Origin of the sequence: Burkholderia sp. BCC0419 (genome assembly GCF_902830285.1) — a bacterium.
GTDB lineage: Bacteria > Pseudomonadota > Gammaproteobacteria > Burkholderiales > Burkholderiaceae > Burkholderia.
The window spans coordinates 347,906-362,434 of record NZ_CADESR010000002.1 but is presented as its reverse complement, the minus strand read 5'-3'; the positions used below and the strand labels follow the sequence as shown (position 1 = coordinate 362,434).

Annotated in this window: 8 protein-coding genes; 5 read left to right on the top strand and 3 right to left on the bottom strand. The window is 67.3% G+C overall.

The genetic code is table 11. The features are described from left to right. Window positions 1–33: 33 nt before the first annotated feature. Together HWW87_RS15155 and HWW87_RS15150 are read left to right on the top strand one after the other, a co-directional pair. Complete coding sequence (locus HWW87_RS15155) at window positions 34–1,032, top strand: zinc-dependent alcohol dehydrogenase family protein (protein WP_175820964.1); 999 nt, start codon at window positions 34–36, stop codon at window positions 1,030–1,032. A 186-nt stretch (window positions 1,033–1,218) separates the two neighbouring features. Further along, window positions 1,219–1,953: an ABC transporter substrate-binding protein gene (locus HWW87_RS15150; RefSeq protein ID WP_175820963.1), complete on the top strand. Its 735-nt coding sequence runs from the start codon at window positions 1,219–1,221 to the stop codon at window positions 1,951–1,953. Window positions 1,954–2,008: 55 nt separating this feature from the next. Here HWW87_RS15150 and HWW87_RS15145 read toward each other — a convergent pair whose 3' ends face one another. Then, entirely contained in the window at window positions 2,009–3,268 is a 1,260-nt protein-coding gene (locus tag HWW87_RS15145; RefSeq protein ID WP_175820962.1) for an aminotransferase class V-fold PLP-dependent enzyme, read from the bottom strand. Between the two features lie 53 nt (window positions 3,269–3,321). Continuing rightward, entirely contained in the window at window positions 3,322–4,650 is a 1,329-nt protein-coding gene (gene gltP, locus HWW87_RS15140) for a glutamate/aspartate:proton symporter GltP (protein ID WP_175820961.1), read from the bottom strand. 176 nt (window positions 4,651–4,826) lie between these two features. On the opposite strand from gltP, the gene HWW87_RS15135 reads away from it, so the two are divergent. The 3 genes from HWW87_RS15135 to HWW87_RS15125 all read left to right on the top strand — a co-directional run bounded on the left by HWW87_RS15135 (window position 4,827) and on the right by HWW87_RS15125 (window position 8,303). After that, the gene (locus HWW87_RS15135; RefSeq protein WP_175820960.1) at window positions 4,827–5,744 is read left to right on the top strand and encodes a LysR family transcriptional regulator; all 918 of its coding nucleotides are present in this window, start codon (window positions 4,827–4,829) and stop codon (window positions 5,742–5,744) included. Window positions 5,745–6,040: 296 nt separating this feature from the next. Next, the gene (locus HWW87_RS15130) at window positions 6,041–7,348 is read left to right on the top strand and encodes a dicarboxylate/amino acid:cation symporter (RefSeq protein WP_175820959.1); all 1,308 of its coding nucleotides are present in this window, start codon (window positions 6,041–6,043) and stop codon (window positions 7,346–7,348) included. A gap of 13 nt (window positions 7,349–7,361) precedes the next feature. Next, a complete protein-coding gene (locus tag HWW87_RS15125) occupies window positions 7,362–8,303 on the top strand; it encodes an amino acid ABC transporter substrate-binding protein (RefSeq protein ID WP_175820958.1) in 942 nt (313 codons plus the stop codon). A gap of 88 nt (window positions 8,304–8,391) precedes the next feature. Here the strand turns inward: HWW87_RS15125 and uvrA are convergent, their stop codons facing one another. After that, a complete protein-coding gene (uvrA, locus tag HWW87_RS15120) occupies window positions 8,392–14,286 on the bottom strand; it encodes an excinuclease ABC subunit UvrA (RefSeq protein ID WP_175820957.1) in 5,895 nt (1,964 codons plus the stop codon). Window positions 14,287–14,529 lie beyond the last annotated feature (243 nt).

Here is a 14,529-nt window from a genome sequence, read left to right as displayed (position 1 = left end):
CGATATCCCTTTTTATCGAAACGAGGACGTGCAATGAAAGCAATGCGACTCAAGTCATTTGGCGGTCCGGATGCGTTCGAACTGTGCGATGTGCCCACGCCCGTGCCGCATGCGGGACAAGTCCTGGTCCGGGTACATGCCACCTCGATCAATCCGCTGGATTACCAGGTCCGGCGGGGCGACTATCCCGACCTGGTGCCGCTGCCCGCCATCACCGGGCATGACGTGTCCGGCGTGGTCGAAGCAGTCGGGCCAGGCGTGACGAGTTTCTCGCCGGGAGACGAAGTCTGGTACACCCCGCAAATCTTCGACGGGCCCGGCAGTTATGCCGAATACCACGTCGCGGCCGAACGCATCGTCGGGAAGAAGCCCTCGTCGCTGAGCCATCTCGAGGCGGCCAGCCTGACGCTGGTGGGCGGAACGGCGTGGGAAGCCCTGGTCGTGCGGGCGGCGCTCAGGGTGGGGGAAAGCATTCTGGTGCACGGCGGCGCGGGCGGCGTCGGCCACGTGGCGATCCAGCTCGCCAAAGCGATCGGCGCCAGGGTGTTCACGACCGTGCGCGAAGCCAACTTCGCGTTCGCACGAAGCCTGGGCGCCGATGGGGTCATCGACTACCAGCACGAGGACTACGTCGACGCGATCATGCGGGAAACGGGCGGCCGCGGCGTCGATGTCGTGTTCGACACCATCGGCGGCAACACGTTGTCGCGCAGCCCCGACGCGCTCGCCCAGCTTGGCCGCGTCGTCACGATCGTGGACATCGCGCAGCCGCAAAACCTCCTTCACGCGTGGGGCAAGAACGCGAGTTATCACTTCGTCTTCACGCGGCAAAACCGCGGCAAGCTCGACGAGTTGAGCGCGTTGGTCGAGCGCGGTCAGTTGCGGCCTCACGTCGGCGCCGTCTATTCCCTTGCCGACATTCCGCTCGCCCATGCCCGGCTGGAGCGCCCCGACAACGGCGTTCGCGGAAAAATCGCGATTGCGGTCGAACCGTCCGCGCATCTCGCCGCCGACCGGAGCCGGAACGCATAGCGGGGCCGTCATGCGGCTCCGGACAGGGTGCAGCGGCCGACCACGGGGCCGCGCGCCGGCTCGACGTTTCGGCGCCGGCACGCCCCGCGACACGCTCCACCCGACGTCCGGGTGATAAGCTCGGCATCGACGCGCTGTCGTGCATCCCGTCACCCTACCGACCCTACGCCGCCCACGAGTCCGCTCATGCCCATCGCTCCTGCTGTCGTCTCCGCCTTCACCCCCACCGGCAAGCTCCGCGCATCGATCAACCTCGGCAACCCGATCCTCGCGAACCGCGACCCGGCAACGGGCGAACCGTTCGGCGTATCGATCGACCTCGCCCGTGCATTCGCCGAGCGCCTGTCGGTCGACCTGGAACTCGTGGTGTTCGACGCCGCCGGCAAATCGGTGCAGGCGCTGACCGACGAGCGCGCAGATTTCGGCTTCTTCGCGGTCGATCCGCTGCGCGGCGAAACGGTCGCGTTCACCGCACCGTACGTGCTGATCGAAGGCTTCTATCTCGTGCCGGACGCCTCGCCGATCCGCACCAACGCGGACGTCGACCAGCCGCACAACCGCGTGACCGTCGGCAAGGGCAGCGCGTACGACCTGTTCCTCACCCGCGAACTGAAGGCCGCACAGATCGTGCGCGCACCGACGTCGCAAGCCGTGGTGGCGACGTTCGTCGAGCAGCAGCTGGAAGTGGCGGCCGGCGTGAAGCAGCAGCTCGAAGCCGACGCCGCGAAAACGCCCGGCCTGCGCCTGCTCGACGAGCGCTTCATGGTGATCCGGCAGGCGATGGGCGTGCCGAAGAGTCGCGGCGACGCGGCCGCCGCGGAACTGGCCGCATTCGTCGAGGACATGAAGGCGTCGGGCTTCGTCGCCGATTCGCTGCGCCGGCACGGCATCACGGGCGCATCGGTCGCGCCGGCAGCCTGATCGAAAAGTCGCGCCGGACGCGACACGGCCCGGATGATCCGGGCCGTGTCGTCGATCAGCGGTGCGCCGCGAGCGCTTCGGTGATCGCGAGGAATCGCGCGATATCGTCCGGCGCATGACAATGGAGCGGCGAGATCCGCACCGCGCCGGCAAGCCCGAACGATTTCAGCATCCGGCCCGAATACAGGCTCGATGCGACGCGCTCATAGACGATCACACCGTGCTTCTCGTATTCCCGCACCGCCTGCGTCGGTTCGAGATGCGCGAAGCCGATCCCGACGATCAGGTCGCGCTTCGTCAGGTCGTCGTGATCCCAGTAGACGTCGACGCCGTCGATCGCGCGCAAACCGTCGAGCAACGCGGCGAGCAGTGCGCGTTCATGCCGCTCGATCCGGTGCATGCCCTCGACGAACAGCGTGCGCCGGTCGTCCGAATCGACGAAATACCGGCCGATCCAGGCCACGTAATCGACGATCGCCGACACGACCGCAAACTGCGCGGGCGCCGGGCTGCCGAGTTCCCATACGCCGTTCTCCTTCGCGGCGAGCCGGTGATGCGGCAACGCGGCCGCACGCGGCGACAGCCACGACATGCCCGAGCCGCGGCATCCGAAGAACTTGTACGGTGCGAAATTGATCCCGTCGACCGGCGTGCGCTCCAGGTCGATGATCCCGTGCGGCGCATGCTGGACCGCGTCGACGACGATGAACAGATCGGGTTTCTTCTCTCTCGCGCGCGCGACGATCGTCTCGATGTCGAATTTCGCGCCGGAGATGTTCGATGCGAACATCACGCTGAGCAGCGCGGTATCCGCGTCCACCAGCGACACGATCGCATCGACGTCCACGCCTCCGGTCTCCGGGTTGCTCGGCGCGATGCGCAGCGTCTTGCCGGTCCGTTCCGCGTAGTACGTCATCGCGTCGTAGGATGACGGATGCTCGAGCACGGTCGTCACCGCGTTGGTGCCCGGCACGTTCTCCATGATCGCGCGCACCATGTCGAACATCGCGCCCGATGCGGTCAGCGACGCATACACGGTGCCGCCCTGCGCGTTCAGGATCGTGCGAACGTCGTCCTCGCCGCGCGACTGGATCGTCTGCAGATCGAGCGCGCGCGCGTGGATGCGCTCCGGGCAGTCGGGCAGCGCATCGACCCGTGCGTACGCGTCCACTGCCGCCTTCAACCGGAACGACCCGCCCGCGTTGTCGAAGAACAGCCGCTCCCGGCCGTCGACGTCGCGATCGACGTGATGAAAGCGCGACTTGATCTGCTGCATCAACGCGTCGGGAAAAAGTGCGCCACGGGGACTGCTCATCTTCGATGCTCCTGTTTGCTTCGGAATGTTGTGCGATGCGTGCATGGCGGCAGTCAGCCGCGCAGCGATTCGACGTACGCGCGGCCCTTTTCCGCGTCGTACCGGCCTTCCCATTTCGCGATGACGAGCGGCGCGAGTGCGTTGCCGACGACGTTCAGCGCGGTGCGGCCCATGTCCATGATCCGGTCGACGCCGGCAATGAACGCGAGCCCTTCGAGCGGCAGCCCCGCGCTCGCGAGCGTCGCGAGCATGATCACGAACATGAAGCCCGGCACACCCGCCGCACCCTTCGACGTGACGACCATGGTCAGCGTCAGCAGCACCTGCTGCTGCCAGCCGAGGTGCACGCCATAGAGCTGCGCGACGAACAGCGTGCCGATGCCGAGATAGATCGACGCGCCGTCGAGGTTGAACGTGTAACCGGTCGGCACCACGAACGTCGTGATGCTCTTCGGCACGCCGTAGTCCTCCATCTTCTTCATCAGCTGCGGCAGCACGGTCGCCGAGCTGCAGGTCGAGAACGCGATGATCAGCTCGTCCTTGATCACGCGCAGCAACGTCAGGAGGCGGAACCCGAACAGCCGCGCGGTCACGCCGAGCACGGCGATCGCGAACAGCAGGATCGCGAAGTAAGTGACGGCGACCAGCTTCAGCAGCGGCAGCAGCGAGCCGAAGCCGAAGCTCGCGACGGTGACCGCGATCAGCGCGCACACGCCGACCGGCGCATAGCGCATCACCATGTTCGTCACCTTGAACATCGCATCGGCGACGCCCTTGAGCATCGCGAGCACCGGCTTGCGATGTTCTTCCGGCACCGACTGCAGCCCGAGCCCGAACAGCAGCGAGAAAAAGATCACCGGCAGCAGGTCGCCCTTCGCCATCGACGCGACGATGTTGTCCGGGATGATGCCGAGCACCAGCGCCATCAGCCCGTGGTGCGCCTGCTGCACCTGTTGCGTGGCCTGCTGGTAGCGGGAAATGTCGGTGTGCCCGAGTTGCGACATGTCGGTGCCGACGCCGGGCTGCAGCACGTTGCCGATCACGAGCCCGAGCACGATCGCGATCGTCGTGATCACCTCGAAATAGAGCAGCGTCTTGATGCCGAGGCGGCCGAGCGACTTGCCGTCGCCCACGCCGGCGATGCCGATCACCATGCTCGTGAACACGATCGGCACGACGATCATCCGCACCAGCTTGATGAAGATGTCGCCGGCCGGCTGCAGCAACCCGGACACGGCCGTGTCGCGCAATTGCGGAAACCGGTTCAGCACGAGCCCGGTCGCGATGCCGATGACGAGGCCGATGACGATCTGCCACGCGAGCCCGACGCGCGGCTTGCGGGCCGCGCCGGCGACGGGCGGGGAGTCGATGACGGTGTCCATGCAATCTCCAAAAATGGGGGTTCGATTGAACGCTGGGTGCGATGCGGCGCGTTTTTCTGATGAACGCACTCGCCAGGCGACGCAACGGGAGCACCTTAAACAGCCGAAATATGTAAAAAAAGCGATTTTTTGACATGAGAACATATCGCTTTTATTCATCTATCGAGTGACACGCGATGCTGACGTTCAAGCAGATGGAAGCGCTGTACTGGATCGTGCAGCTCGGCTCGTTCGACGCGGCCGCGACGCGCCTCAATACGACGCAGTCGGCCGTATCGAAGCGGATCCAGGAGCTCGAACGCGCGTTCGACCTGACCGTGTTCGATCGCGCGCATCGCAGTGCGCGGCTCACCGACAAGGGCGCGGAGCTGTTCGACCATGCGAAGGCATTGCTCGAGCAGCGCGACCGCGTGGTCGAGCGGATGAGTTCGAAGGAAGCGCTGGTGCGGCATGTCCGGATCGGCGTGACCGAACTGACCGCGCTGACGTGGCTGCCGCGCCTGATCGCGGCGATCCAGGCCGCGTATCCGCGCGTGCACGTGGAGGCCGAGGTGGACCTGACCGCGACGCTGCGCGACCGGCTCGCGGCCGACACGATCGATCTGATCGTGGTCCCGCAGATTCATGCGACGGACGCGTTCACGGCGACGGCGGTCGGCGAGGTCGACAACGCGTGGATGTGCGCGGCCGGATTCGTGCCGACGTCCCGGGCCGCCCTTTCGTTGACGGACCTCGCGCGGTTTCCGCTGATCCTGCAGGGGAACCTGTCGGGCACCGGGCACCTGTACACGCGCTTTCTGCAGGAACACGGCGTCGCGGTTCAGCGCGCGCTGTCGAGCAACAGCCTGCTCGCGCAGATCGGCCTCACGCTGTCGGGCCTGGGAATCAGCTATCTGCCGAAGGCGTGCGTCGCGCATCTCGTCGCTTGCGACGCGCTGGAGATCGTGCGCACGCAGCCGGCACTGCCGCCGGTTCGCTACGTCGCACTGCATCGCGCCGAACGCGCCCATTCGTTGACCGCCGAGATCGTCGGGCTCGCGGCGCAGGCGTGCGATTTCAGCACGAGCCTGCTGGATCCGCGGGCGCATGACTAGGACCGCCCCCGGCAACGCAACATCGTCCTGCGATTGGCGCAGGACATGGGCCAATGACGCGGCGCCGGTCACCGCCACCCGGCGGCCGCCGAGCAGGCGATGTGCTGCGCCGCACCAACCCGTATCCGGTTGCGCCGGCCGCAGGCACGAAGCGCCACCGGCGCGATCGCCGTCGCCCGCTCGGCCGTGACCCGGCGCTAGCGCAAACCCGGACCCGGTTGCACTGTTCATCGCCATTCTGGTCCTGTATCGTCCTCCCATCCCCGATTGCGAAACCGCTGCATGGGAGGCTTACGATGCGAAAAAAGAATGCTGCAGCCGTCTGGATCCTGATCGCGATGGCGGCAGGCATCGCGATCGGCTACATGGTCTTCACGAGCTTTCCGGACAAGAAGGCCGCCGCCGAAGTCGCCGGGTACATCTCGCTCGTCTCCGACGTGTTCCTGCGCCTGATCAAGATGGTGATCGGGCCGCTCGTCTTCTCCACGCTGGTCGTCGGCATCGCGCACATGGGCGACGCGGCCTCGGTCGGACGCGTGTTCGCGAAATCGATCAGCTGGTTCATCACCGCGTCGCTGGTCTCGCTGCTGCTCGGCCTGCTGATGGCGAACCTGCTGCGGCCCGGCGACAATCTCGGCTTGCCGCTGCCGGACATCGGCGCATCCGCGAACCTCGCGACGTCCAAGTTCACGCTGAAGGATTTCGTCGGCCACATGGTGCCGAGGTCGTTCGCCGAGGCGATGGCGAACAACGAAATCCTGCAGATCGTCGTGTTCTCGATGTTCTTCGGCGTCGCGCTCGCCGCACTCGGCGAACGCGGCAAGATCCTCATCGCCGCGATCGACCAGCTGTCGCACGTGATGCTGAAGATCACCGGCTACGTGATGAAGCTCGCGCCGCTCGCGGTGATGGCCGCGATGGCCGCCACCGTCGCGGTCAACGGGCTGTCGGTACTGCTGAAGTTCGCGGTGTTCATGGGCGACTTCTACCTCAGCCTGTTCCTGCTCTGGGCATTGCTCGTGTGTGCCGGGCTGGTGTTCCTCGGCCCTCGCGTGTTCAAGCTGCTCGCGCTGATCAAGGAAGCGTTCATGCTGTCGTTCGCGACGGCCAGCTCCGAAGCCGCGTACCCGAAGATCCTCGACGCGCTCGACCGCTTCGGCGTGAAGCGCAAGATCTCGAGCTTCGTGATGCCGATGGGCTATTCGTTCAACCTCGACGGCTCGATGATGTACTGCACGTTCGCGTCGCTGTTCATCGCGCAGGCATACAACATGCACCTGTCGCTCGGCACGCAGATCACGATGCTGCTGGTCCTGATGCTGACGTCGAAGGGGATGGCCGGCGTGCCGCGTGCCTCGCTCGTCGTGATCGCGGCCACGCTGCACCAGTTCGGGCTGCCGGAGGCCGGTCTGCTGCTGATTCTCGGCGTCGACACGTTCCTCGACATGGGCCGCTCGGCCACCAATGCGGTGGGCAACTCGATCGCGAGCGCGGTGGTCGCGAAGTGGGAAGGCCAGCTCCTGTCGGAAGCGGAAGCCGAAGCCAACGCGGCGCGCATCGAAGCGGAACAGGACGCGACGATCGCACATCCGACGGAAGTCTGACGGAGGCCCGGCGATGAAGATGCAGCGATTCTGGCGTGCGCTCGCGCTCGCAGGCCTGCTCGCCACGGGCGCGGCCGCGCGCGCGGAAGATACGCCGTCGACGCAGCCGCGCGTCGAGCCCTTCGCGCCGGCCCAACTGACCGGCACGCTCGCGAAGGTGCGCGGCAGCGGCACGATCGCGCTCGGCTATCGAGACGCGTCGATCCCGTTCTCGTACCTGAACGCGCGCAACCAGCCGATCGGCTATTCGATCGAGCTGTGCAAGGCGCTCGTGTCGTCGATCGAGGATGCGATCAACCGGAGCCTGACGATCCGCTGGGTGCCGGTCACGTCCGACAATCGCATCGACGCGGTGGTCAGCGGGAAGGTCGATCTGGAATGCGGCTCCACGACCAGCAACCTCGAGCGCCAGCAGCGCGTGGCGTTCTCGCCGATCATCTTCGTGGCCGGCACGAAGGTGATGGTGAAACGAGGCGCGCCGATCCACTCGTTCCGCGATCTCGCGGGCAAGAAAGTCGCGGTGACGGCCGGTACGACCAACGAGAAGGCGCTGCGCGACCTGAACGAACGGTTCAGGCTCGGGATCCAGCTACAGGTGGTGCCGGACCATGCGCAGGGCTTCGCGCTCGTCGCGAACGGCGGCGCCGACGCGTTCGCGACGGACGACGTGCTGCTGTACGGCCTGATCGCCGAGAATGCGGCCAAGGGCGGCCAGTACGACGTGGTGGGCGACTTCCTGTCCTACGACCCGTACGGAATCATGTTCCGCAAGGACGATCCGCAGCTCGCGCAGGTCGTGAAAAGCACGTTCCAGGAATTGGCCGCCGACGGCGAGATCGCGCGTCAATACAAGCGCTGGTTCCTGCGCCCGCTTCCGTCGGGCTTGAGTCTCAACCTGCCGATGAGCCCGCAACTGGAGACCATCATCGAGACGATTGGCGTGAAGGGGGAGTGAGCGGCGTCGACATGAACGACGAATGACGAAACAGGAGCGGCCCCGATGCCTCACCAGGCACCGGGGCCGCTCGCCGGAAGCACCGCGTTCAGCCGACCCGCGCCGCGCCCTGCTGCTCCACTTCGGCGCCTTCGCTGGCCGTTCGGGCCAGCACCGGCTTCAGCGCCTGCCCGGTATGGCTTGCCTTCACCTGCACGAGCGCTTCCGGCGGCGCCGCCGCGACGATCGTGCCGCCGCCCACGCCGCCTTCCGGCCCGAGATCGATGATCCAGTCGGCTTCCGCGATCACGTCGAGGTCATGCTCGATCACGACGACGCTATGCCCCGCATCCACTAACCGGTGCAGCACGCGAATCAGCTTCGCGACGTCGGCCATGTGCAGGCCGACCGTCGGTTCGTCGAGCACGTACAGCGTGTGCGGCGCCTTCTGGCCGCGCCGCGTGATGTCGTCGCGCACCTTCGTCAGCTCGGTGACGAGCTTGATGCGCTGCGCTTCGCCGCCGGACAGCGTCGGCGACGGCTGGCCGAGCGTCAGATAGCCGAGCCCGACGTCCTTCATCAACTGCAGCGGATGCGCGATGTTCGAAATCGGCGCGAAGAATTCCACCGCCTCGTCGATCTCCATCGTCAGCACGTCGCCGATGTTCCGGCCGCGCCACGTGACGGCGAGCGTTTCCGGATTGAAGCGCTGCCCGTGGCACACGTCGCACGGCACTTTCACGTCGGGCAGGAAGCTCATGCCGATCGTGCGCACGCCTTGCCCTTCGCAGGCCGGGCAGCGCCCGTCGCCGGTATTGAACGAGAAACGCGACGCCGTATAACCGCGTGCGCGCGCTTCGAGCGTATCGGCGAACAGCTTGCGGATGGTGTCCCACACGCCGATATAGGTCGCCGGGCACGAACGCGGCGTCTTGCCGATCGGCGTCTGGTCGACCTCGAGCACGCGATCGATCTGCTCCCAGCCGCTCAGCGACTCGCAGCCCTGCCACGCATGCGTGACGTTCAGCGACGGCCGCGGCGCGCTGCGCGCGAGCACGCTCGAGCGGCGGTTGGCGGCCGGCGCGTCCTGCTGCGCAGCCTTGCGCGCACGCCGCGTGGCCGGCGACGACAGCACCGAGCGGCCGACCGCGTCGAGCAGGTTCGTCATCAGCACGTCGCGCGCGAGCGTCGATTTGCCCGAGCCGCTGACACCCGTCACCGCGACGAGCCGCGCGACCGGAATGCCGACCGTGACGTCGCGCAGGTTGTGCAGCCGGGCGCCATGCACGGTCAGCCAGGCTTCCGGCACGGCCGCCCCGCCCTTCTTGCCCGGCAGGCTCACGCTGCGGCGCGGCTGCAGCGGGTGCAGCATCGGCTGCGCGAGCAGGCGCCCCGTCACCGAATCGGCCTGTGCGGCGAGATCGGCGACCGCGCCCTGCGCGACCAGCGTGCCGCCGCGCTTGCCGGCGCCCGGGCCGACGTCGATGATGTGATCCGCACGGCGGATCGTGTCCTCGTCATGCTCAACGACGACCAGCGTATTGCCCTTGTCGCCGAGCTTGCGCAATGCGTCGAGCAGAATCTGGTTGTCGCGCGGATGCAGGCCGATCGTCGGCTCGTCGAGCACGTAGCAGACGCCCTGCAGGTTGCTGCCGAGCTGCGCGGCCAGCCGGATACGCTGCGCTTCGCCGCCCGACAGGCTCGGCGCCGCGCGGTCGAGGCTCAGGTAGCCGAGCCCGACTTCCTCGAGGAACGCGAGGCGGCTGCCGATCTCGCTGACGATGTCGCGCGCGATCTGCGCGTCGCGGCCGGTCAGTTCGAGCGTATCGATCCAGCGGCGCGTATCGGACACCGTCCATTGCGCGACCTCGACGATCGGATGCGCATCGAACGTGACCGCGCGCGCGGACGGGTTCAGCCGCGTGCCGTGGCAATCCGGGCACGGCTCGTTGCCGACGCCTTCCGGCTCCTGCTCGTCCGACGGCAAGGTTTGCTCGCGGCCGCGGCCGTCCTCGGCCAGCACCGTGTCGTCGTACGCGGCGCGCTGTTCGCGCGTGAGCGTGACGCCGGTGCCGACGCAGGTCGTGCACCAGCCGTGCTTGCTGTTGTACGAGAACATCCGCGGGTCCAGCTCCGGATAGCTCGTGCCGCACACCGGGCACGCGCGCTTGACCGACAGCACCTTGACCGCGCCGACCCGGGCGGTCGAATGCTCGTTCCGCATCGCATCGTGCAGCCCGTCGAGCGGCGCGAGCAGATGCATCACGCCCTTGCCGAGCTCGAGCGTCTCGTCGAGACTGCGCCGCAACTCGGCCTCGTTGTCCGGCGACACGACGAGATCGGCCACCGGCAATTCGATCGTGTGCTCGCGGAAACGGTCGAGCTTCGGCCACGGATCGACCGTGACGAACTCGCCATCGACGCGCAGATGCGTGCTGCCGCGCGCCTTCGCCCACTTCGCGAGATCCGTATACACGCCCTTGCGGTTGACGACGAGCGGCGCGAGCAGCCCGACGTGTTCGCCGCGATGATCGCGCAGCAGTTGCGCGGCGATCGATTCGACGGATTGCGACGTGACCGGCGTGCCGTCGTGGATACAGTGCTGCAGCCCGAGCTTCACGTACAGCAGCCGCAGGAAGTGCCACACCTCGGACGTGGTCGCGACCGTGCTCTTGCGGCCGCCGCGCGACAGCCGCTGCTCGATCGCGACGGTCGGCGGAATGCCGTACACCGCGTCGACCTCGGGGCGGCCGGCCGGCTGCACGATCGAGCGCGCATACGCGTTCAGCGATTCGAGGTAGCGGCGCTGGCCTTCGTGGAACAGGATGTCGAACGCGAGCGTCGACTTGCCGGACCCCGACACGCCGGTGATCACGTTGAACTTGCCGTGCGGGATATCGACGTCGAGCGACTTCAGGTTGTGCTCGCGCGCGTTGACGATCCGCACGACGTCCTCGCCCTCGATCGCCCGGCGCGCGCGCGCCGCGTTCAGCACGGCCTGCAGCGGCGCGCCTTCGTCGGCCACCGCCGCTTCGCCATCCATCGCGTGATCGTACTGCAGCAGCGCCACGCCGGTATGCGATTCGGCGCAGGCCTTCACGTCGTCGGGCGTGCCCGCGCACAGCACGAGGCCGCCGCCGTCGCCGCCTTCCGGGCCGAGATCGATCAGCCAGTCGGCCGCGCGGATCACGTCGAGGTTGTGCTCGATCACGATCAGCGAATGGCCGGCCGCGAGCAGCTTGCCGAACGCCTGCATCAGCTTCGCGATGTCGTCGAAGTGCAGCCCGGTGGTCGGCTCGTCGAACATGAACAGCTTCGCGCGCGCGATGCGCGCCTCTTCCGTCGCGACCCGGCGCCCGTTGGCAGCCGCCGCCGATTCGGCGAGGAAGCCGGCGAGCTTCAGGCGCTGCGCTTCGCCGCCCGACAGCGTCGGCACCGGCTGGCCGAGCTTCACGTATTCGAGGCCGACGTCGACGATCGGCTGCAGCACGCGCAACACCTCGGCATCGGTCGCGAAGAACGCGGCCGCTTCGCTGACGGTCAGGTCGAGCACGTCGGCGATGTTCAGCGCGCGGCCGTCGCGCTCGATGCGCACTTCGAGAATCTCGGCGCGGTAGCGGCTGCCGTCGCAATCCGGGCAACGCAGATAGACGTCGCTCAGGAACTGCATTTCGATGTGTTCGAAGCCCGAGCCGCCGCAGGTCGGGCAACGGCCGTCGCCCGAATTGAAGCTGAACGTGCCGGCGCCGTAGCCGCGTTGCAGCGCGAGCGGCGCCTTCGCGAACAGCTTGCGGATCTCGTCGAACGCGCCGACGTAGCTCGCCGGGTTCGAGCGCGTGGTCTTGCCGATCGGCGACTGGTCGACGAACACGACGTCGCCGACCTGGTCGGCGCCCGTGAGGCTGCGGAACGCGCCCGGCGATTCGGTCGCCTTGCCGTGATGCCGCGCCATCGCCGGGTACAGCACGTCCTGCAGCAGCGTGGATTTGCCGGAGCCGGACACGCCGGTCACGCACACGAGCCGCTGCAGCGGAATTTCGACCGTGACGTCACGCAGGTTGTGCTCGGTCGCGCCTTCGAGCACGATGCGCGGCGTGTTGGCGTCGACCACGCGGCGCTGCCAGTTCGACGCGTGCGCGACCTGCTTGCGGCCGCCGAGATATTCGCCCGTCAGCGTGTGCGCGGAACGGATGTCGCCCGGCGTGCCGTCATAGACGATCGTGCCGCCGCGTTCGCCCGGGCCGGGGCCCATGTCGATCAACCGATCGGCCGCGAGCATCACCGACGGGTCGTGCTCGACCACGACCAGCGTATTGCCCGCGTCGCGCAGCCGCTGCATCGCCTCGACGATCCGCGTGAGATCGCGCGGATGCAGCCCGATGCTCGGTTCGTCGAGCACGAACAGGGTTTTCGTGAGCGACGTGCCGAGCGCGGTCGTCAGGTTGATCCGCTGCACCTCGCCGCCCGACAGCGTGCGGCTCTGACGATCGAGCGTCAGGTAGCCGAGCCCGACGTCGCACAGGTATTTCAGGCGCGTGCGCACTTCGGCGAGCAGCAGCTTCAATGCATCGTCGAGCAACGCGCTCGGCAGCACGATTTCGTCGAAGAAGCGCCGGATGCGCTCGATCGGCAGCAGCATCAGGTCGTGCACGGTCAGGCCCGGCAGCGCCTCGAGCTGCGCGCGGCTCCAGTCGACGCCGCGCGGCATGAAGCGATCGCCCGGCGCGAGCACGCCGTCGGCATTCTCCTTCGAGCCGAGCCGCCATTGCAGCGATTCCGTCTTCAGGCGCGCGCCGCCGCACACGTCGCATGGCGTGTAGCTGCGGTATTTCGACAGCAGCACGCGGATATGCATCTTGTACGCTTTCGATTCGAGGTAGCCGAAGAAGCGCTTCACGCCGTACCACTGGCTCTGCCACTTGCCGTTCCAGTCCGGCGAACCGTTGACGACCCAGTCGCGCTCGGCGTCCGTCAGCTCGGACCACGCGACGTCGCGCCGGATGCCGGCCTTCGCCGCGTAGCGCATCAGGTCGTCCTGGCACTCTTTCCACGCGGGCGTCTGCATCGGCTTGATCGCGCCGCCGCGCAGCGTCTTGCGCGCGTCGGGAATCACGAGGCCGAGATCGACGCCGATCACGCGGCCGAAGCCGCGGCAGGTTTCGCACGCGCCGTACGCCGAGTTGAACGAGAACAGCGCGGCTTGCGGCTCCGCGTAGCGCAGGTCGCTGTCGGGATCGTGCAAGCCCGTGGAGAAGCGCCACACCTGCGGCTCGGCCGTTGTGTTTTCCGCGTCCGGCGCCAGCACGTACACGTTCACGCGGCCACCGCCGCGCTTCAGCGACGCCTCGATCGCCTCGACCACCCGCACCTTGTCGGCCTGCTGCACGCGGAAACGGTCGGCCACCACGTCGAGCACCTTGCGCGGCCCGGTGGGCGACGCGACTTCGCGCCGCGCCTGCACGCGCGTGTAGCCGCTCGCCGACAGCCACTGCGCGATTTCCTCGTCGGACACCGCTTCCGGCAATTCGACCGGGAACGTGACGACGACGCGCGGATCGTCGGCCTGCGTACGCGCGACGAGCTCCGCGTAGATCGTTTCAGGCGTGTCGTGCCGCACCTGCCGCGCGGTCTGGCGGTCGAACAGCTCGGCCGCGCGCGCGTACAGCAGTTTCAGGTGGTCGTTCAGCTCGGTCATCGTGCCGACGGTCGACCGCGAGCTGCGAACCGGGTTGGTCTGGTCGATCGCGATCGCGGGCGGCACGCCGTCGACGCGGTCGACCTGCGGGCGATCCATCCGGTCGAGGAACTGCCGCGCGTATGCGCTGAACGTTTCGACGTAGCGCCGCTGGCCTTCCGCGTACAGCGTGTCGAACACGAGACTCGACTTGCCGGAGCCCGACGGGCCGGTCACGACCGTCATTTCGCCGGTGCGCAGGTCGAGATCGAGATTCTTGAGATTGTGCTGACGTGCTCCGCGAATGCGGATCAGATTGCTGGATGACAATTTGCCTGCCCGTCTGAATGAGTTAGCCGGAATTCACGGTGCCGGAACGCTGCGGCGGATGCCCGCAGGCGCGGCGCGGGCCGCGACAAGTGATGCCCGCGCGGCCCGGGTTCGACGGATACTATACTGTATATTCATACAGTTTTCCATGAACGGACGAATGCGTTAAAGCGCTCCAGATCACGCCTGGCTTCCGGTCGGCAAGATTGGTTTTTCGTCCGCACCGCGGCATGTGACGCCGCG